General features: G+C 45.8%; 18 protein-coding genes and 1 tRNA gene. 18 read left to right on the top strand and 1 reads right to left on the bottom strand.

From position 1 onward, the window contains the following. Nucleotides 1–2: 2 nt before the first annotated feature. The 18 genes from ABIN22_RS08330 (at nt 3) to ABIN22_RS08415 (ending at nt 18,304) form a co-directional block, all read left to right on the top strand. Nucleotides 3–1,511: a cobyric acid synthase gene (locus ABIN22_RS08330; protein ID WP_346907898.1), complete on the top strand. Its 1,509-nt coding sequence runs from the start codon at nt 3–5 to the stop codon at nt 1,509–1,511. Between the two features lie 2 nt (nt 1,512–1,513). Continuing rightward, on the top strand, nt 1,514–2,404 hold the full coding sequence (gene hemC, locus ABIN22_RS08335; protein WP_330582257.1) for a hydroxymethylbilane synthase: 891 nt from the start codon (nt 1,514–1,516) through the stop codon (nt 2,402–2,404). Beyond that, entirely contained in the window at nt 2,401–3,957 is a 1,557-nt protein-coding gene (cobA, locus tag ABIN22_RS08340; RefSeq protein ID WP_346907900.1) for a uroporphyrinogen-III C-methyltransferase, read from the top strand. Before hemC ends, cobA begins: the two co-directional genes overlap by 4 nt. Nucleotides 3,958–3,994: 37 nt before the next feature. Then, nucleotides 3,995–4,915 (top strand): ABC transporter permease, encoded by a 921-nt coding sequence (locus tag ABIN22_RS08345; RefSeq protein WP_346907902.1) that lies wholly within the window; start codon nt 3,995–3,997, stop codon nt 4,913–4,915. Beyond that, on the top strand, nt 4,912–5,730 hold the full coding sequence (locus tag ABIN22_RS08350) for an ABC transporter permease (RefSeq protein ID WP_346907904.1): 819 nt from the start codon (nt 4,912–4,914) through the stop codon (nt 5,728–5,730). Before ABIN22_RS08345 ends, ABIN22_RS08350 begins: the two co-directional genes overlap by 4 nt. A gap of 7 nt (nt 5,731–5,737) precedes the next feature. After that, a complete protein-coding gene (locus tag ABIN22_RS08355) occupies nt 5,738–7,564 on the top strand; it encodes an ABC transporter ATP-binding protein (protein WP_346907906.1) in 1,827 nt (608 codons plus the stop codon). Nucleotides 7,565–7,574: 10 nt separating this feature from the next. Next, nucleotides 7,575–9,209, top strand: a complete 1,635-nt coding sequence (locus ABIN22_RS08360) for a peptide ABC transporter substrate-binding protein (RefSeq protein WP_346907908.1) — start codon at nt 7,575–7,577, stop codon at nt 9,207–9,209. Nucleotides 9,210–9,226: 17 nt separating this feature from the next. After that, entirely contained in the window at nt 9,227–10,225 is a 999-nt protein-coding gene (locus tag ABIN22_RS08365; RefSeq protein ID WP_346907910.1) for a bifunctional adenosylcobinamide kinase/adenosylcobinamide-phosphate guanylyltransferase, read from the top strand. Nucleotides 10,226–10,283: 58 nt separating this feature from the next. Next, entirely contained in the window at nt 10,284–10,919 is a 636-nt protein-coding gene (locus ABIN22_RS08370) for a precorrin-8X methylmutase (RefSeq protein WP_118620774.1), read from the top strand. A gap of 59 nt (nt 10,920–10,978) precedes the next feature. After that, nucleotides 10,979–11,464 (top strand): precorrin-2 dehydrogenase/sirohydrochlorin ferrochelatase family protein, encoded by a 486-nt coding sequence (locus ABIN22_RS08375; protein ID WP_118620773.1) that lies wholly within the window; start codon nt 10,979–10,981, stop codon nt 11,462–11,464. Between the two features lie 84 nt (nt 11,465–11,548). Continuing rightward, nucleotides 11,549–12,046, top strand: a complete 498-nt coding sequence (locus ABIN22_RS08380; protein WP_346907913.1) for a hypothetical protein — start codon at nt 11,549–11,551, stop codon at nt 12,044–12,046. A 427-nt stretch (nt 12,047–12,473) separates the two neighbouring features. Continuing rightward, entirely contained in the window at nt 12,474–13,355 is an 882-nt protein-coding gene (locus ABIN22_RS08385; protein ID WP_346907915.1) for an AraC family transcriptional regulator, read from the top strand. Beyond that, nucleotides 13,343–14,404 (top strand): C45 family autoproteolytic acyltransferase/hydrolase, encoded by a 1,062-nt coding sequence (locus ABIN22_RS08390; protein WP_346907917.1) that lies wholly within the window; start codon nt 13,343–13,345, stop codon nt 14,402–14,404. Before ABIN22_RS08385 ends, ABIN22_RS08390 begins: the two co-directional genes overlap by 13 nt. 307 nt (nt 14,405–14,711) lie before the next feature. Next, nucleotides 14,712–14,782 (top strand) — tRNA-Gly (locus ABIN22_RS08395). 325 nt (nt 14,783–15,107) lie between these two features. Continuing rightward, nucleotides 15,108–15,605, top strand: a complete 498-nt coding sequence (locus ABIN22_RS08400; protein ID WP_346907919.1) for a MarR family winged helix-turn-helix transcriptional regulator — start codon at nt 15,108–15,110, stop codon at nt 15,603–15,605. A gap of 90 nt (nt 15,606–15,695) precedes the next feature. Then, a complete protein-coding gene (locus ABIN22_RS08405; RefSeq protein ID WP_346907921.1) occupies nt 15,696–16,856 on the top strand; it encodes an ArsA family ATPase in 1,161 nt (386 codons plus the stop codon). Between the two features lie 27 nt (nt 16,857–16,883). Continuing rightward, nucleotides 16,884–17,120, top strand: coding sequence for a hypothetical protein (locus ABIN22_RS08410; protein WP_109732175.1), 237 nt, complete (start codon nt 16,884–16,886; stop codon nt 17,118–17,120). Between the two features lie 26 nt (nt 17,121–17,146). After that, nucleotides 17,147–18,304 carry an ArsA family ATPase gene (locus ABIN22_RS08415; protein WP_346907923.1) on the top strand — a complete coding sequence of 386 codons (1,158 nt, stop codon included), beginning with the start codon at nt 17,147–17,149 and terminating at the stop codon, nt 18,302–18,304. A 126-nt stretch (nt 18,305–18,430) separates the two neighbouring features. Here ABIN22_RS08415 and ABIN22_RS08420 read toward each other — a convergent pair whose 3' ends face one another. Next, nucleotides 18,431–19,345 carry a LysR family transcriptional regulator gene (locus ABIN22_RS08420; protein ID WP_346907925.1) on the bottom strand — a complete coding sequence of 305 codons (915 nt, stop codon included), beginning with the start codon at nt 19,343–19,345 and terminating at the stop codon, nt 18,431–18,433. Nucleotides 19,346–19,458 lie beyond the last annotated feature (113 nt).

Consider the following 19,458-nt stretch of genomic DNA (forward strand, 5'->3'; position numbering starts at 1 on the left):
ATATGTCAAAATGCATTATGATACAGGGGACCATGTCCAATGCGGGAAAGAGCATCCTCGTGGGAGGCCTGTGCAGGGTATTTGCCCAGGACGGATACAGGACGGCCCCGTTTAAATCACAGAATATGGCCCTGAACTCTTTTATTACAAAAGAGGGACTGGAAATGGGACGAGCCCAGGTCATGCAGGCAGAGGCAGCCGGGATCGAACCTTCTGTACTGATGAACCCGATCCTGCTGAAGCCTACCAATGATACAGGGTCCCAGGTCATCGTTAACGGAGAAGTGACCGGGGTGATGTCAGCCTCGGAGTATTACCGCTCCAAGAAGAAATTCGTACCGGCTGTTCTGGACGCATACCATGAGCTGGAGAAGTCGTATGATATTATTGTGATTGAGGGAGCGGGAAGCCCGGCGGAAATCAACTTAAAGGACGAGGATATCGTCAATATGGGATTAGCAGAGCTTGTGGATGCACCGGTCCTTCTGGTCGGAGATATCGACCGGGGCGGGGTTTTTGCACAGCTGGTAGGCACGGTCATGCTTCTGGAGGAACAGGAAAGAAACAGAATCAAGGGAACGATCATCAATAAATTCCGTGGAGATAAGAATATACTTGCACCGGGACTTCAGATGCTGGAAGAGAAAACCGGGATACCGGTCCGGGGCGTGGTGCCCTATTTCTATCTGGACATTGACGATGAGGACAGCCTCACGGAACGGTTCGACAGAAAAGAAACGGCAGGACTGGTGGATATTGCTGTCATACGCCTTCCGCGGATTTCAAACTTTACGGATTTCATGGCGCTGGAATGTATGGAAGGAGTTTCCGTGCGTTATGTTTCTGCACCCGGAGAGTTTGGAAATCCGGATGCAGTGCTCATTCCGGGAAGTAAGAATACCATCGGCGACCTGCTCTGGATGCGCCAGAACGGGCTGGAGGCCAAGGTCATACGACACAGCGGACAGGGAAAGTTAGTCTTTGGAATCTGTGGGGGTTACCAGATGCTCGGGGAAGAGATCACCGATCCCGAAGGGGTGGAACAGAAAGGAACCGTACAGGGGATGGGACTCCTGCCGGCGAAAACGGTTTTTGAGCAGGAAAAGACAAGGACGCGCGTGCAGGGGACCTTCCTAAGCCCCGGCGGGATACTGGATTGTTTAAGCGGTGTCCTGATCGAGGGGTATGAGATCCATATGGGAGCCACAGAACTGACAGGCGGGTCTCCGATCCTGACGTTGAGAAACGATGTCACGGAAGAATCCCAGAAGATGGATGGAGCCGCCCACGGCAATGTATATGGCTGCTACGTCCACGGTGTATTTGATAAACCGGATGCTGCCGGAGGTCTGGTCCGTGCACTGCTGAAGCAGAAGGGACTGGACCATGAGGATATCAGGGCCGTCGATCTTGAAGAATATAAAAACCAGCAGTACGATAAACTTGCGGACATCATCCGGGAGAGTCTGGATATGGATGCAGTCTACCGCATACTCGAAGGGGGAGAATAAATATGGTGCAGCCTATCATCCGGATCGGAAGCCGGGAAAGCAGGCTTGCCGTTATACAGGCAGAACTGGTAAAGAATGCGATTGAAAAATATAACCCTGGAATAAAAGTGGAACTTGTGACCATGAAGACGACAGGAGACAAGATCCTGGATAAGAGTCTGGAACTGATCGGGGGAAAAGGACTGTTTGTCAAGGAACTGGACAGGGCACTTATGGAGGGCAGGATTGATATTTCTGTACATAGCCTGAAGGATATGCCGATGGAGGTGCCAAAAGAACTTCCATTGATCGGTTACAGCAAAAGGGAAGATCCCAGAGATGTCCTGATTTATAAGCCGGGGAGGACGGAAATTCCGGAAGGCGGGATTATCGGGACTTCCAGCCGGAGAAGGTCACTGCAGCTAAAGAAGCTGTTCCCATCCTGTTCCTTTCAGGGAATCCGTGGCAACGTCCAGACGAGGCTTCGTAAACTGGAGCAGGAAAACTTTGATGGTACGGTGCTTGCTGCGGCAGGGCTGAGACGTTTACAGATGGAGTCCGTAATGGGCAGGATATTTGAAACTGATGAGGTCATTCCGGCTGCAGGACAGGGGATACTGGCTGTGCAGGGAAGACGCGGGGAGGACCATTCCTATCTGGAACCTTTCTTTAGCAGCAAAAGCGAAGCCGAGGCTCTTGCAGAACGCGAGTTTGTATCGGCACTGGACGGGGGCTGCACATCACCGGTTGCAGCGCATGCCAGTGCAGTGGGGACGGAAATCCGGCTTACGGGTCTGTATTATCAGGAAGAAGACGATACATACTGGGTGGAAACAAGAACGGGGGAGACTGCCAGAGCCAGACAGCTTGGTGCCGGTCTGGCAGAGGACATGAGACAAAGGAGTAAATCATGAAAGAGAAGATAGAAAAAGTACCCGGGGCAGAACCTTGCGGCAAGGTATGGCTTGCCGGGGCAGGCCCGGGAGATGCAGGACTTTTAACGGTCAGGACAAAAGAACTGATGGAACTGGCAGATGTGATTGTTTATGATGCCCTGATCAGCGCCCAGATCCTGAGTCTGATCTCCCCGAAGAAAGAGATGATCCATGTGGGAAAACGTTCGGGTCACCATATGGTGCCGCAGGAGGAGATCAACCAGATTCTGCTTGAGGAAGCAAAGAAAGGGAAAAAGGTGCTCCGCTTAAAGGGCGGTGACCCCTTCATATTTGGGAGGGGCGGCGAGGAACTGGAACTGCTTAAAGAACACGGGATCCCATTTGAAATCGTCCCCGGAATCACTTCGGCAGCAGCAGTTCCGGCCTATGCGGGCATTCCGGTGACCCACCGGGATTTCACGTCATCCTTCCATGTGATAACGGGGCATCCACGAAAAGACGGAACGAGCAGAATCGATTATCCGTCTCTTGTAAACCTCAAGGGAACGCTCGTCTTTTTAATGGGGATTTCTTCCATGAGAACGATCCTGAAAGGACTGACGGACGCAGGAATGGACCCTCAGACACCTGCTGCGGTTCTGGAAAAGGGAACACTTTCTGCGCAGAGACGTGTGGTTTCTACGGTAGAACATCTTGCAGAGGATGCAGAGAAAGCGGCAATCGGCACACCGGCGATCATCGTAGTCGGTGAAGTCTGTGCACTGGCAGATACCTTCCACTGGGCGGAGGACCGGCTTCTTGGGGGGAGGCAGATTCTTGTTACACGTCCGAGGCAGAACGGTTCCAGGCTCTCCGATAAACTGCGTTCTCTGGGCGCCCAGGTCATCGAACTGCCTGCAATTGATACAAAAACAATCTCACCAAATCCGGTACTAGAACGTGAAATGAAGGCGTTCGGGCATTTAGCAGAGGAGGAATGGCTCGTCTTTACAAGCCCCATAGGTGTCAGAGTCTTCTTTGAACAGATGGCTGAGCTTAAAATGGACTTAAGAAAGCTGTTTCGATGCCCCGCAGATGTGAAGATCGCGGCGATCGGGTCTGCCACGGAGAAAGAACTTGCCTTGTACGGGCTGTTTGCTGATTTAGTACCAAACGTATACTGTGCTGCAAGTCTGGGCACCCAGCTGGCAGAAACGGCAAAAGCCGGAAGCAGAGTCACCATCGTGCGTGCGGCAGCCGGGTCGGAAGAACTGCTCCCGCCGCTTGAGGAGGCAGGCATCAAAGCCGTGGATATCCCATTATACGAAACAGTTTATGAGACTCATGGGCAGGTCAGGGAAAAGATACAAAAGCTGTTTGAAGATAGTGAGATCGATGCAGTCACATTTACCAGTGCATCTACGGTGAAAGGCTTCGTGAACGCAGTTGGTGCACTCGATTACAAAAAGATAAAGGCGGTCTGCATCGGGGAACAGACTGCCGCAGAAGCAGAAAAATACGGGATGCAGATTCGGATTTCGAAGAAGGCTTCCATTGACAGTATGGTGGAGCTGATTAGCTCTATGTTCTAAAATGGCGGGGCCTGCAAGGGGAAAGGAGGAGAAGCAGATGCTGAGATATACGTGTAAAAGAATCCTGACTGGTATTCTTTCGCTTTTTGTGCTCGTAACAGCCGCTTTTTTCCTGACCCGCATGATGCCGGGCAGCCCCTTCCAGACAGGGAATGTAACGGAGAGCGTGCTTGAGTCTATGGAAGAGGAATATGGTCTGAATGATCCACCGGTCCGTCAGTACCAGACCTATCTGGGTAACCTGCTGAAAGGGGATCTGGGCGTTTCCTTTAAAAAGCCGGGGGTCTCTGTGAGTGAGGTCATCGGCCGGGCATGGCCCGCCACGGCTTCCCTTGGTGCACTTGCAATACTGGCGGCGGTTGTTGTGGGAACGTGTCTGGGAATCTGGCAGGCTTCCACGAAGAACCGTGCGGTAAAGGGCGGTATTTTCTTTGGAACCATACTGGGAACGGGGATTCCAAACTTTGTTATTGCGCTCCTGCTGATGCTGTGCTTCGGGGTGAAATTAAAACTCCTGCCTATCGCGGGGCTTAAATCGGCTGCAAACTATGTTCTTCCCGTAATCTCACTGGCTGTGTACCCGGCTTCGGTAATTGCAAGGCTGATGCAGAATACGTTCCGGGAGGAAATGAGCCGGGATTATGTGGTGCTGGCGAAGGCAAAGGGGCTGAAATGGAGGCGTACCGCCGTGACACATATACTGAAAAATGCGTGGATACCGGTCCTCAATTACATTGGTCCGGCAGCGGCCTTTTTGATGACAGGAAGTTTTGTTGTGGAGAGCGTGTTTACGATACCGGGACTGGGACGGGAATTTGTCAATTCCATTGCGAACAGAGATTATACTCTGATTCTGGGGCTGACAATTTTCATGGGAGTCACGGTTATCGTGATTAATCTTCTTACGGACCTGCTCTGCGCATGCCTGGACCCCAGAGTGAGGAGGACATACCGATGAGAGTAAAATACAGAAACAAACTGTTTTTAAGCGGAATCCTCCTGCTGCTTTTGCTTACACTTCTGGCAGTATTTGTGCCTGCATTTTCCCCTTATTCCCACACCGGGCAGAATGCAGAGATACAAAATACAGCTATGTCCCTGGCGCACCCCTTTGGCACAGATAAGTTTGGCCGGGATATCTTTGTCCGTGTCTGGTACGGGACGAGGATCAGTCTGGCTGTGGGGATTGGAAGTGCCCTGATCTGCGGTGCGGCTGGAATTTTTTTCGGCAGTATTGCTGGCCTGACGGGGGGAAAAACGGATCTGGTGCTGATGCGTGCGGCGGATGTGATTGATGCCATTCCGTCCCTTTTGTATGTCATATTGATTACCCTTGTGATGGGGGCAAATGTGGGAAGCATCCTGCTTGGAATCTGTATTTCCGGCTGGATTGATCTGGCCCGGATCGTGCGTGGGGAAGTACAGCGCCTTAAGACAAGGGAATTTTGCACGGCGGCCCGTCTGGCGGGGGCAGGTGCGGGAAGAATCCTGCTTAAACACCTTCTTCCCAATGCCGCGGGACCTGTGATTGTGAATCTTACATTTATGATTCCGAAAGCCATATTTACGGAGGCATTTTTAAGTTTTGTAGGTGTAGGGATCTCAGCGCCGGTGGCAAGTCTGGGGACACTGATACAGGATGCCAGAAGCCAGATGCAGGTATATCCGTCACAGATGCTTTTCCCGATATTGGTACTTTGTATTCTGATTCTCTCCATGAATTTTATCGGAGCCGGGCTGGAACAGTCTGTCAGGCAGATTGAGGAAGGATAGTATAGAAATGAAGCTGTTGAGTGTACAGGATTTGAGCGTACAATTTCATGACAGGTATGAAGGACAGGAGGCAGTAAGCCACGTGTCTTTTGAAGTGGGCCCCGGAGAAATCGTAGGGGTAGTCGGAGAGTCCGGCTCCGGAAAAAGTACGGGTATGCATGCTATACTCGGTCTTCTTCCTAAGAAGGCGGAAATTACATGCGGCAGTATGACGCTGGAAGGCGACGATATCACACCTCCCGGTCCGAAAGGCTGTGGGAGGCAGAGAAAAGAATACGAGAGAAAAATGGAGACTGTCCGCGGAAACCAGATTGCGATGGTCTTTCAGGACCCGCTGACCTATCTGAATCCGACGGTGAAAATAGGAAGGCAGATCACGGAGACTATCCGTGCACATAGGAAAGTCAGCCATGCCGAGGCGAAAGAGAGAGCCGTGGAACTGTTGGACATGGTGGGAATCAGGAACAGCACCCGGCGCATGGGGCAGTATCCCTTTGAACTTTCCGGCGGGATGCGGCAGAGGGTGGTGATTGCCATTGCACTTGCGTGTGAACCCAAACTGCTCATTGCTGACGAGCCTACGACGGCGCTGGATGTGACGGTGCAGGGACAGATTCTGGAGCTTTTAAAGAAAATATCTGTGGAAACAGGGACGGCCCTCCTCTTTGTCAGCCATGATTTAGGCGCGGTCGCATCGCTTTGCAGGCGTGTACTCGTGATGCAGGAGGGGAGGCTGGTAGAAGAGGGGACTGTGGAAGACATTTTTTACGAGCCGAAGCATCCGTATACACAAAAACTTCTCTCCCAGGCAACAGGCCTTTTGAAACTTCCGAAGGAGCAGCATGCTGCATCCATTCTTCTGAAAGTAGAACATGTGAGTAAGGACTACTTTGATGCAGGCAGACTGCACAAATCCGAAAAGACAGAAGCGGTCCATGATGTATCTCTACAGATTGGCAGAGGGGAAACGTATGGACTGGTGGGAGAAAGCGGCTGCGGAAAATCTACGCTGGCGGGAATGGTCACGCAGATGCTGGAGCCGACGGCAGGAAAAATATCTTACATGGGTGATAAGACAAAACTGAAATATCCGGTACAAATGATTTTCCAGGACCCTTATGCCTCTTTGAATCCACGCATGTGTGTGCAGGATATTCTGGAGGAGCCCCTTTTGTTAAACACATCGGATTCCCGTGGGGAGCGCGTCCGAAAGGTAAAGGAAATGCTGCATCTGGTAGGATTAAAAGAAGAAGATGCGAAGAAGTTCCCAAGGGCATTTTCGGGCGGCCAGCGCCAGCGAATCGGGATCGCAAGGGCACTGATTCTGGAACCGGAGCTTCTGGTCTGCGATGAACCGGTATCTGCCCTGGATGTGTCGATTCAGGAGCAGATTCTCTGTCTTCTGGAAGAGATTCAGGAGAAAAAGAAGCTCTCCTATTTCTTCATTTCCCATGATTTGAATGTGGTTAAGCGGATCAGCCGGAGAATGGGGGTCATGTATGCAGGGAGTCTTGTCGAAGCGGGGAATACGAAGGATATTTACGAGGACCCCTGGCATCCGTATACAAAGGCGCTGCTGTCGGCGGTCCTCGTGCCTGATCCCTTTAAGGCAAGGAGAAAGAAGGGAATCCTGCACACCGAAGAAAAAAAGATGGAAATCCCTTTGGGGAGGGGATGCCCCTTTGCCCCAAGGTGTGGATATGCCAGTGATTTATGTTTTGCGGGTAAGCCACAGAAATATCAGTATGGAGAAAGAGAGATTGCATGTTTTCTATATTCGGAGGAACATGCGGGAAAAAGAAGAAGCGGCTTGAAGATGACATCACAAATTTAAGGAGACGAAAATGAAAAAGATAATTTGCATGATTCTGTCAGTTGCCCTGTGCGGGACTTTTGTCCTGTCAGGATGTGGAAAACAAGATAAAAATGGCGGGGATGGGACTGCGGATAAAAAGGAAAACGAGAAAGAGATTGTTGTGGCGACGAACAGTGAAACCGGGGGACTGGACCCTGCAGGAATGATCGCACTGACTTATCTGGCTTATTCTGTCTCTGCGCTGGATGAACTCCTGACTTATAATGAGGCCGGTGAGATTGAGTACCGGGCGGCCGAATCCTATGAGGTGAATGACGATTCTACGGTGTGGACCTTCCATCTTAGGAAAGATGCCGAGTGGTCCGACGGGACACCAGTGACAGCAGACGATTTTATCAATACGATGGTGCGTTCACTGGATCCGAAGAGCGGCAATGGTTATGCAAATTATTTGTATCCGATCAAGAATGCAGAGGCAATCTATAACGGGGAGGCTGACGCGGACAGTCTGGGAGTGAAGGCAGTAGATGACAATACACTGGAATTTACACTGGAAAAGCCGTGTGTATACTTTCTGGATCTGTTAAGACTTCCGGTCTATACTCCGTCGTGTGTCAAGTATGCGGATGAAGTAGGCAGTGGATGGGACAAAGATCCAAAGACAAGCGTTGCAAACGGACCGTTTTATCTGGATGAGTATGTTCCGGAACAGTATTTCGTTTTGAAGAAAAATGAGAAGTACTGGAATGCAGATAAGGTAAAACTCGATAAAATCACTTATCGCTTCTTTGATGACCAGCAGTCGATGGCCAGTGCCTATGAAACAGGCGAGGTCGACGTCGCACCGGCCCTTCTGTCTTCTGTGATGGAACTGTATGAAGGAAAAGATGACCTTGTGATAACAGATACAATCGCAACAAGATATATTTATCCGAACCTGAATGTAAAACCGCTGGATGATGTGAGGGTAAGAAAGGCCATCAACCTTGGAATCAACAGGGAAGAATTGTGCAGTATGGTAGGAGCGGATACAGAGCCTACTGTAAACTTCATTGCAAAATACATGAAGGACAAGCAGTCCGGCGGATATTTTGTGGACGGGGCCGAACCGCCGTTTGAGGAGAATCTGGAAGAGGCAAAGAAACTGCTTGCCGAGGCCGGATACCCGGACGGAAAGGGATTTCCAAAATTGACTTATAATTATCCTTCCCTTGAGATGGATTCCGATACTGCGCAAGTACTTCAGGAACAGTTAAAGAAGAACCTGAATATAGATATCGAACTAAATGCCCAGGAGCTTCAGGTCAATTATACCGAGAGAAAAGCCGGAAACTTCGATCTGTGCCGCATGAACTGGACCGCTGACTTTGCGGACCCGTATACGTATTTATCCATGCTGCTCAGCAATGGGACTTATAATTGCAGCGGTATCCGCGATGAGAAATATGATGCACTCGTAGAACAGTCTGACACAGAAAAAGATCCTGTAAAGCGGGCAGAATTAATGCATCAGGCAGAACAACTGGCAGTAGGAGAAGAGTTTTATATTATCCCGCTTTATTCGATGAAAAGCTGTAACCTGATCCGTCCTGAGATCAAGGGAATCACGCAGATTCCGGCTACGGGTGCCCTAGAGTACCGGTACGCGGAACTGGAAGAATAAAACAGGAGGCGTAAGATATGTTTTACCTAGTGACAGGGGGCAGCGGGAGTGGTAAGTCTGCATTTGCTGAGGATATTGTGTGCAGTCTTGCCCGTGAATCCGGGGAGAGCCTGTTTTATGTGGCGACGATGCTCCCATACGGGGAAGAGACGAAAAGAAAAATCCTCCGCCACCGTGTGATGCGTCAGGATAAAGGCTTTGAAACTGTAGAATGTTATACCGGACTTGAAGAAAAGGCGGAGCATGGTATGGGAGTGTGTACAGAGTGGGAAGAAGCTTCCTCCCGCTGTGTTCTTTTGGAGTGCATCTCCAATCTGGCTGCAAACGAGATGTACCAGCCGGATGGGGCCAAAAAGAATACTGTCAGGGCTGTTATCCGGGGTGTGAGGGCATTAAACCGGAAATGCCGCCATCTTGTGGTTGTGACGAATGAAGTGTGCTCGGAATGTTCTTCAGACTCAGAAGAGATGCAGATGTACAAACGATTCATGGGAGAGATCAATACAGAACTTGCCCGCATGGCAGACGGTGTGGCAGAAGTGGTGTATGGTATTCCGGTGAAACTAAAAGGTGTGCTTCAGCTATGTAAAACAAAAACGGACGGGAAACGGGAAGGAGAACCGCACATGAAACTGGTGATCGGTGGAGCATATCAGGGTAAACTGGCATATGCGAAGAAAGAGTTTTTGGCAGCGGACCATTCATGGATTGACGGGGCCTCATGCCCTTTCGAGGATATTTATACCTGCCAGGGCATCTGGCATTTTGAAAGCTACATCCGGCGTATGATGGCAGCAGGGAAAGACTTGAAGAATCTGGCATCTTCCGTTGCCGGCAAAAATCCGGACCTTGTTGTTGTCAGCACAGAAATCGGGTATGGACTGGTACCTGTGGATGCATTCGAACGAGAGTACCGCGAGCAGGCCGGGCGAATCTGTACAGAGCTTGCGGCACTTGCAGAAAGAGTTGACAGAGTAGTGTGCGGGATAGGTACGACATTGAAAGTACTAGATTGAAAGTGCTAGATTGAAAGTACGAGATTGAAAGTACTAGATTGAAAGGGGAATTGTAATCATGCATCAGATAGAACTGGAAAAAGTACTGCCTGCTGAAATAGAGGCAAGAAGTTTTGAAATCATTACGGAGGAACTGGGGGATACACTGCTTGTACCCGGGACGGAGCCGATTGTAAAACGGTGCATTCATACGAGCGCAGACTTTGATTACGCGCAGAATCTTGTATTCACGGAAGGCGTCGTGGAGCATGCAATTGATGCTTTAAGAAACGGGGCCTGCATTGTTACAGATACACAAATGGGAAAAGCCGGGATTAACAAGAAAAAACTTGCAAAATATGGCGGCGAGGTCTTTTGCTTCATGTCCGATGAGGACGTTGCAAAGATTGCAAAAGAACAGGGCACTACCCGGGCCACTGCAAGTATGGACAAGGCGGCAGGACTGAACAAGAAACTGATCTTTGCCATAGGAAATGCACCTACAGCACTGGTCAGGCTGTATGAACTGATACAGGAAGGCAGATTAAAACCGGAACTGATCATTGCGGTTCCCGTAGGCTTTGTAAACGTGGTACAATCCAAGGAACTCATTATGGCGCTGAAAGACATACCGTCAATCACAGCGCGTGGAAGAAAAGGCGGAAGTAATATTGCGGCATGCATCTGTAATGCACTGCTGTATATGATGGACTGATGCAGGGAATAACGCATATTTTTAAACTGCAAAGTGCAAAAAATAGGAGAGGATATCATATGGCAAAGGCATATTTTCCCATGTTTGTAGATATATCACAAATGAAGATTATTGTAGTAGGCGGCGGAACAATCGCGACCAGGAGAATCAAAACACTTCTGCAGTTTGCATCGGATATTACCGTGATCTCACCAGAAATAACGGATCAGCTGAAAAAGCTGGAGGCTGCGGGGAAGATCAGGCATATCTGCCGTACCTATCAGGAGGCCGATATTGCAGAGGCGGACATGGTCCTTTCAGCTGCGGACAGCAGTAAGGTCAACAACCAGGTGGCAGAAGACTGCAAAAAAAGAGAGTATGCAACAGGCCGGAAGATCCTTATAAGTATAGCAGATGACCGCTCGAAGTGCGATTTCTATTTTCCGTCCGTCATCGTCAGGGATGAAGTCGTAATCGGAATTAATTCGGGGGGACAGGACCCGGGGAAAGTAAGGCAGGTACGCCGGAAACTGGAAGATGTGATGGGACGGGGAGACATGATGTAACCGATATTATGTTTTCAGTATATAGACGCCATATTTATTTATATGATATGATTTCTATATCATATAAAAGCGAGGTGAATATATATGCCATTAACAAACGAAGATCTGAAGGCGATAGGGCAGCTGCTTCAGCCAATAAGGGACGACATCGTGGATATGAAAACAGATATCTCAGGTCTAAAAACCGATGTAGGGAATATGAAAACGGATATCTCAGGTCTAAAAACCGATGTGGGAAACATGAAAACAGATATCTCAGGTCTAAAAACTGATGTAGGAAATATGAAAACAGATATCTCAGGCCTAAAAACTGACGTTACAGGTCTGAAAGCGGATGTTATAGATATCCGGTCGAAGATGGTAACAAAAGATTATCTGGATGAGCGTCTGCATGAGTTAGAGAATAATGTGCTGGTAGAAGTTGACAGAGTACAGGAGAAATCCAATGCCCATTACGCGGAGTTAAAGGAAGAGGTTAGAAAAGTATACATCGATATGAGGACCAGAGATGCGGAAGACATCCGGGCAAAATTAGCAATATTTGAGAGAGAACTTGCCAAAGTGAAGGAGAAGGTTTCATAGGGGATGATAATTGTAAGAGCTGTGGAGATTAGGGAGTGATGCATATGTCATTAATAAATGATGATTTATTAGCAATCAGTAAATTGCTGGATACTAAGTTAGATCATATTAGATCCAACATGGTTACCAAACAAGATTTATCAAATTGTTTGGAGAGAATGGAGCATTTATAGCAAGTATTATAGCTAACAACTACATATACTATAAACAAAGAGTGTAAAGTCTGTTAAGTTAACAGGGGCGTTACACTCTTTTTACATTTGTATTTCAGATTAATAAATCTGAGCTGCTAGTTACTTTCGCCGGTTTTTTATTTGCAACTAATTTTTTATTCCCTTACACTATTAGTAAGTTTACAAAAGAGTGCATTAAAAGAGAGGAAAAAATGGGTGCGATAAATGTATGATTGTTTAAAGGAGGGTTACAAATGGAATGGCTGAAAAAGTTAAGTGGCGCCATAGACTATATAGAAAATAATCTGGATGGCCAAATTTCATATGATGAAGCTGCGCGGATTGCCTGTTGTTCCACTTTTTACTTTCAACGTTTATTCTCATATGTGTCTGGGATTTCCTTATCAGAATATATCCGGCGCAGGAGAATGACGCAGGCAGGGTTTGAATTACAGAGAACGGATAAAAAAGTGATTGATATTGCTTTGAAATATGGATACACATCCCCGACTTCATTTAATCGGGCCTTTCAAACTGTTCACAACATTACTCCGACTGCTGCCCGAAATATGGGAAGTACACTGAACGCATATCCGGCAATTCGTTTTTCTGTTCAGGTTACGGGAGAAAATGCTATGGCGTATCATCTAACAGAGAAGAATTCCATGCGCATGGTAGGGGTTCGTATTCCATTATCTACAGATATGGAAGATAATTATAAGACTATACCAGAATTTTGGAAGTCTGTTTTGTGTGGAAATCTGTTTTCAGAGATATGCAACTTATCCAATCAATTTTCCGAAAGGATATTAGGTGTAAGTGTATATGAAAATCCAAAAAGGATATTTTACTATATCGCTGTTGTTACAGACAAACCCGCACCGCCTAATATGTTTGAGTTTGAAATTCCGGCAGCCACATGGGCTGTCTTTGAAAACAACGGTTGCTTCAAAGAAAATGTACAGAGTATTTTTAGCAGATTTTATACGGAATGGCTGCCATTTTCGGGATTTGATTACGCCGGACTGCCAGATATAGAAGTATATCCTGTTTGTGAAAAAGCGCCTGAGAACGGACATTCTGAAGTATGGATTGCTGTAAGAAGGGACAAGGAGGACGAAATATGTATCATTTAAGATTAAAAGGTGACCATTATCAAATGGGTGTTAAGCGGGGAAAAATATTTCAAAAAAGCAATGTGAGATTTCCGCTTCACCTTGATGAGTTTCAGCTTGTATATGGAAAAAAGAGCGAACAGATATTGAGAAAAATTTTCCCAGAGGTCTGTGAAGAAATCCGTGGTATCAGTGATACCATAGGTATTGACTATTATATCTTAGCTTCATGGCTGCTATGTATGGGCTGTTGTATGTATAATCTGGAAGATAATATCCCAATTGAAATCAGAGGGTGTACCGCTTTCGCCTACTCTAAGGATGGGAATATTATCTATGGACGAAACAACGATTTGCCGCCATACTTGAAAAAGGGAAGTAAAAGTGAAATATATTCCCCTTCAAACGGAAACAGATTTAACATAACGACCTCTTCTTTCATTAACGGAGAAGAGGGAATAAATGAGCATGGTTTAGTTATAGCAATGACTTTTGTTATGACCTGTCTGAAGAAGATACAGGCGGGATTTACTTCCTGCTTCATTGTCAGGTATCTGCTGGAAAAAGCGGGTAATACAGAAAATGCGCTTTCTTTGCTTATGGAATTGCCAATAGCTTCTAACTGCAATATTCTCATTGCCGATAAGAGTGGGAAAATGATGGTTGTTGAATGCACCCCTTCGGCAAAGAAAATAAGGAAAGCTGAAAATTTGGAGAATGGCAAAATAGTATGTACTGTTAATAGCTTTATTTCCGATGAATTAAAATCGTATGACGCAGCAAACGGAAACGACTATCATTCTAATAAACGGTATCATACCGTCATAAATAGTTTCTCTACCCACATAAAAGGAAATCTCATTGAGGCAACAGAACAGCTTTTGAAAGGGAAATATGGTTTCATGTGTCAATATGATGATGAACCAGATTTTGAAACGGTCTGGAGTTCAGTTTTTGACTTAAAACGTCTAATGATATATCGGGCAGAGGGCGACCCGCGAAAAAAGAAATTTCTTACAGACAGCAGATTACATGATATTGTACAGGGAAAACATAACTTATGTAAATGACTATTTTGACATGGTATATCAATCTCCCAATATTTAATTATAATTGTTTACACCTTATGGATGTGCACAGTAAGACATCAGCCCGTTAAATGTTGCCTTCGGAGAGGGGGGATGCACCAATGGCGCATGTTCAGCATGGACCGTAGTAAAGCGTAGACAAGATTCCATGAAATCATCACTTTAATGGTTTCGATGTCGTTCAACGGGGGCACGGCAAGACTTGAACAATAACATTAATCTAGCATAATGATATATTTTCTAAAAAACTCTTGATTTTATTAGAAAGAAGTTTTATAATAAATCACATGCAGATATAGTTCATTGGTAGAATGCCAGCTTCCCAAGCTGGAGAGGCGGGTTCGATTCCCGTTATCTGCTTTTTAATTTGTTAAGTATAAGTTATTAAAAGATGATTAAAAATCAGACGTATGTCTGATTTTTTTTCATATAATAAAGCCTATTTATGAAGGTGTGACATATTGTAAACGTTACTGGAAAAGGGATTGGCAATAAAGTCAGAAAATGAGCATGAAATTTGATGATTATGAAGAACATGTTCAAAAAGGTACAGGGCAGTTTGCAAAAAGGTACAGGGTAAAACTCAATTAGGGACGTAGTATAATTAAAAAAGATTACGTCCCCAATTCGCTTGACTAATTAATACTTCGGGTGTAGAATTAAATTACTTCGAAGGATGAAATAAATGGTGAATGGTATGAATTATGATGATGAGAGATTTGAGGATTGTATTTTCCGGTATGTGGATCAGGTGAAGGAGTTTCTGGCCCCGGAGATCTGGCAGAATCTGTTGATGGACTGCTCTAAGAATGAAATATTTGTCTTGTGGCTTTTGTACGTAGAGAAGGAAGTGAATATGACGCGGATTGCGGAGTATATCAATGTACCGCTTAACACGGCGACGGGGATTGTCAGCAGGATGGAGAAGAGGAAGCTGGTGGTCAGGCAGAGGAGCGAGGAGGACAAGAGAATTGTTACGATTCGGCTTGGAGAGTGTGGGACACAGCAGATTCAGCTTCTGTTAAAGGAGTTTGTGTACTATGGTCAGAAAGTGATGGAAGGGTTCACTGAGGAGGAATTGAATATATTCTTTCGTATGTTGAACCGTTTTATGGAAATTCTAAAAGAGGAACATAGTAAGAAGCAGGAAAAGCCCAAGGTGAGAAAAATAATAATTGAATGACTTGCTGCTGCCGAATGGCAGTGGCAAAATTTAAAACAAATACTTCGAATGTCGAAATATTCATTGAATGAATAAAATGGAGGGTTGAGAATGAGCAGGATTTATATTTTTACGGGTAAGGGTGGAGTTGGTAAAACAAGTACCGCGGCAGCACATGCTGTGAAAAGCGCAAATGAGGGTGTAAAAACGTTACTCGTAAGCACCGATATGGCACACAATCTGGGGGATCTGTTCGAGAAGGAACTTGGCAGGGAGCCGGTTGAGATTATCCCGAATCTGGATGTATATGAGATTGATCCCGAATACGTGCTGGAACATGATTTTCACGAGATGTCAGAGAGTCTGAGGAAGATGATTTCTATGGACAGTGATGTGGGAATGGATGATTTTGGAATGATTCCGGGCATGGAAGAGCTGGTTTCGCTTTTGAAAATCGCAGAGGTTTACAAGGAAGGAATCTATGGGCGGATTATTGTAGACTGTGCACCGACCGGGGAGACACTTTCTTTATTGAAATTTCCGGAGCTTTTATCATGGTATGTGGAGAAATTTCTTCCGGTCGGCAAGGTGGCAATCAGGGTTCTGGCGCCAGTGTCTAAGAAACTATTAAAAGTTGAGCTGCCAAACAGGGAAGCGATTAACGATATTGAGCGGATGTATCTGAAGCTTGTAGAATTGCAGGAACTATTGAAGGACAGGGAGATCACGAGTATACGGCTGGTGGCCGTACCTGAGAAGATGGCGGTAGAAGAGACGAAGCGTAATTATATGTATATGAATCTCTATAATTTTAATGTGGATGGAATTTATATTAACAGAATTCTTCCCAAAGACATTGATAATAAGTTTTTTGATAAATGGCTGGAAATCCAGGGGAGATATGTAATCCAGCTTGAAGAATGTTTTACAGGACTGCCAATCTGGTATATACGGTGGTACGATGAAGAACTTAAGGGGCTGGACGCAGTAGGGCGAATTTGCCGGGATGTGCTTACGGAAGATGTATTTGCTTCAAGGATGGATGGTCCCAGAGAAGAATTCCGCGAAAATGAACAGGGGTATCTTCTCCGGGTTCCTATTCCGTATGTGGAGAAGGATGAACTGGATGTGTATCAGTCGGAATCGGACGTTGTAATAAAGCTGGGTAATTTTAAACGTAATATCCCGTTACCGGATTCGATAAGGACTTACGAAATTACTTCTGCAAAACTGGAAAAAGAATATTTAAACATGCAGTTTGAACTCAAATAATGATTTTATCAGAAAGGGGAGAATGAAATGAACAAAGAAATGATGAAAAGGGTCCATGAGGCTTATCATTATGAGCGTCTGGCTGTTCAGTCTTTGATAGGGCCAAAAGTATCCGCGCATTTTGATGTGATTGAAAATGAGGTAAAGGAAATGGTAGCGGAGTGCATTTGCGGCATTATAAAATCCGGTGGAAAAGAAAAGCCGGGTGAGCACTTTGGGGATACAGATCATGATAAGAAAGTTCAAAAGGTCATCATAGAGTAAATTGACGAAAAGCAGGAGGAAATAAAATGAGGATCATATTGTATACGGGGAAAGGCGGAGTTGGTAAAACGACAGTAGCAGCGGCAACTGCCTGTAAGATTGCCCGGGAGGGGAAAAAGGTACTGGTAATGAGTACCGATCAGGCGCACAGTCTCAGCGATTCAATGAATGTCAGATTAGGTAAGGACCCTGTAAAAATTCAGGAAAATCTATATGGGCTTGAGGTTGATACAATCTATGAAGGTGAAAAAAGCTGGGGAAATCTTAAAAGTTATATGCGCGAGATGCTGACAATAAAAGGCAGGGGCGGAATCGAAGTGGAAGAACTGCTTGTATTTCCGGGGCTTGAAGAATTATTTTCCATGTTCAAAATTATGGAAATGGCTGAAAGTGGAGTTTATGATGTCATTATTGTAGACTGTGCACCGACCGGAGAGACACTTTCCTTATTAAAATATCCGGAAAAATTTTCTGATATGCTGGAAAAGATACTTCCAATGAAAAGGAAAAGTTTAAAAGTAGCGGGACCGGCGGTAGAAAAAATTATGAAAATACCGATGCCCGAGGAGTCTGTATTCGACGATATTGAATATTTGATGGATAAAATGGAGAGATTACAAAAACTGATGCTGAACCATGATATTGTAAGCATGCGTATTGTCACAACACCTGAGAAAATCGTAATACAGGAGACGAAGCGAAATTTTACATGTCTTCATTTATTTAACTATAATGTAGATGCAGTCATTATTAACAGGATTTATTCAAAAGAGGCGATGGAAGGATATTTTCAGAAATGGGTTAACATGCAGGAAGAAGGATTACAGGAAATTAAAGAATGTTTTTCCGAGGTTCCTAAATTTTATCTCGAACTACAAAAAGGTGAAATATGCTCCCTGGAAGACCTCCAAAGAACCGGTGAAATGCTATTTCTCGATCAAGATCCTTTTAGGATTTTATTCAAGGAAGAGATATATAAAGTCAGTCTCCTTGAAGGAGAAAAAAAGCTTACTATACTGCTGCCATTTGCCGACAAAGGTGAACTCGAATTAAAACAGTCCGGAAGAGAGCTTGTGCTCGCTGTCAAAAATGAAGTAAGGCGATTCCCACTGCCGGTAACACTACAGGACAACGAAATCAAGGGAGCAAAGTACAAAGCACCTTATTTGACAATTCAGTTTTAATCAATTGGGGACGTAGTATATTTCAAAAAGATTACGTCCCCAACCGCACACAGGGAAATTTGCAAAAAGGTACAGGGCAAAACTTAATTTGGGACGTAGTATAATTGAAGAAGATTACGTCCCCAACTACATGTGTACTGTTTCCTGCGCGATTCTGATAAAGTCTTTTGCATAAGAAGCAAGATATGCATTTTTCCGGTAAGCAATCATGAGTGTAGTAAATATTCCGTTTTCACCGACAGAAAAACAGACAGGCGGCTGCCGGAAGATCATATTTTTTACATAAGTTTCCGGAAGAAAACAGGAGCCAAGACCTTCCTGAGAGAGCAGGGCACAGGTCTGTGTGCTTCGCGTGAGCAGGGAAACGGGCGGGTCAATCTGATATTCTTTGAATAAGTTCCGGGCAATCTGTCCGGTATTCTGTTCCGGATAGTGCAGTATGAATGGTTCTTCTGCCATCAGTGACAGGTCAAAGGAAGGATATTTTCTTCCGGGATGCAGGTGCCCCATTGAGGCAAAGGGGTGGCCGGGAGGAAGGCAGAGCAGTACCTCTTCTTTTAGAAGGAGTTCATAGGAAAGCTTTGGGTGAGGGCTTGATTCTGTAAAGACAGCAAAGTCCAGCCGGTCGTCTGTCAGAAGGCGCTCCTGAATGGAATGGGTTTCTTCAAACAGATTCACATGTATACCGGGATATTCTTTGTGGAAAACCGGGAGTATTCTGGGAATCATGCAGGAGCTGCGCATCAGCGGGAAGGCAATATTCAGTTCACCTTCACTGCAGGAATGGAGGTCCAGCAGTTCTTTTTCCCAGTCCTGCTTAAGCGCTACAGCCCTCTTGGCATAGTCAAGGCAGCAGCGCCCAAGATAGGTGGGAATATAACAGTTATTACTCCGGGAAAAAAGCTTCCCTCCCAGTTCCTGCTCCTGTTTCCGGAGAGATTTACTTAAGGTCGGCTGCGAGATATATAGTTCCTGCGCGGCCTTCGTCAGATTCTGGTGCTTGGCGATACAGAGGAGGTATTGAAGATCCTGAAAATTCATGAGCATGCTCCTTTCAAACTTACTATGCCATATGGGAATAGTTTTTATGGAAAATATGAATTGGACAACTGGTTTATTTTCAGCATACAATATATGTTAAGAAAATACAAGAT

The sequence above is a fragment of the Faecalicatena orotica genome (assembly GCF_905197545.1).
GTDB lineage: Bacteria > Bacillota > Clostridia > Lachnospirales > Lachnospiraceae > Faecalicatena_A > Faecalicatena_A orotica.

Coding starts and splice junctions, on each gene's coding strand:
- ABIN22_RS08330 (WP_346907898.1), top strand. CDS start 3: ATGTCAAAATGCATTATGATACAGGGGACCATGTCCAATGCGGGAAAG.
- hemC (WP_330582257.1), top strand. CDS start 1,514: ATGGTGCAGCCTATCATCCGGATCGGAAGCCGGGAAAGCAGGCTTGCC.
- cobA (WP_346907900.1), top strand. CDS start 2,401: ATGAAAGAGAAGATAGAAAAAGTACCCGGGGCAGAACCTTGCGGCAAG.
- ABIN22_RS08345 (WP_346907902.1), top strand. CDS start 3,995: ATGCTGAGATATACGTGTAAAAGAATCCTGACTGGTATTCTTTCGCTT.
- ABIN22_RS08350 (WP_346907904.1), top strand. CDS start 4,912: ATGAGAGTAAAATACAGAAACAAACTGTTTTTAAGCGGAATCCTCCTG.
- ABIN22_RS08355 (WP_346907906.1), top strand. CDS start 5,738: ATGAAGCTGTTGAGTGTACAGGATTTGAGCGTACAATTTCATGACAGG.
- ABIN22_RS08360 (WP_346907908.1), top strand. CDS start 7,575: ATGAAAAAGATAATTTGCATGATTCTGTCAGTTGCCCTGTGCGGGACT.
- ABIN22_RS08365 (WP_346907910.1), top strand. CDS start 9,227: ATGTTTTACCTAGTGACAGGGGGCAGCGGGAGTGGTAAGTCTGCATTT.
- ABIN22_RS08370 (WP_118620774.1), top strand. CDS start 10,284: ATGCATCAGATAGAACTGGAAAAAGTACTGCCTGCTGAAATAGAGGCA.
- ABIN22_RS08375 (WP_118620773.1), top strand. CDS start 10,979: ATGGCAAAGGCATATTTTCCCATGTTTGTAGATATATCACAAATGAAG.
- ABIN22_RS08380 (WP_346907913.1), top strand. CDS start 11,549: ATGCCATTAACAAACGAAGATCTGAAGGCGATAGGGCAGCTGCTTCAG.
- ABIN22_RS08385 (WP_346907915.1), top strand. CDS start 12,474: ATGGAATGGCTGAAAAAGTTAAGTGGCGCCATAGACTATATAGAAAAT.
- ABIN22_RS08390 (WP_346907917.1), top strand. CDS start 13,343: ATGTATCATTTAAGATTAAAAGGTGACCATTATCAAATGGGTGTTAAG.
- ABIN22_RS08400 (WP_346907919.1), top strand. CDS start 15,108: ATGGTGAATGGTATGAATTATGATGATGAGAGATTTGAGGATTGTATT.
- ABIN22_RS08405 (WP_346907921.1), top strand. CDS start 15,696: ATGAGCAGGATTTATATTTTTACGGGTAAGGGTGGAGTTGGTAAAACA.
- ABIN22_RS08410 (WP_109732175.1), top strand. CDS start 16,884: ATGAACAAAGAAATGATGAAAAGGGTCCATGAGGCTTATCATTATGAG.
- ABIN22_RS08415 (WP_346907923.1), top strand. CDS start 17,147: ATGAGGATCATATTGTATACGGGGAAAGGCGGAGTTGGTAAAACGACA.
- ABIN22_RS08420 (WP_346907925.1), bottom strand. CDS start 19,345: ATGAATTTTCAGGATCTTCAATACCTCCTCTGTATCGCCAAGCACCAG.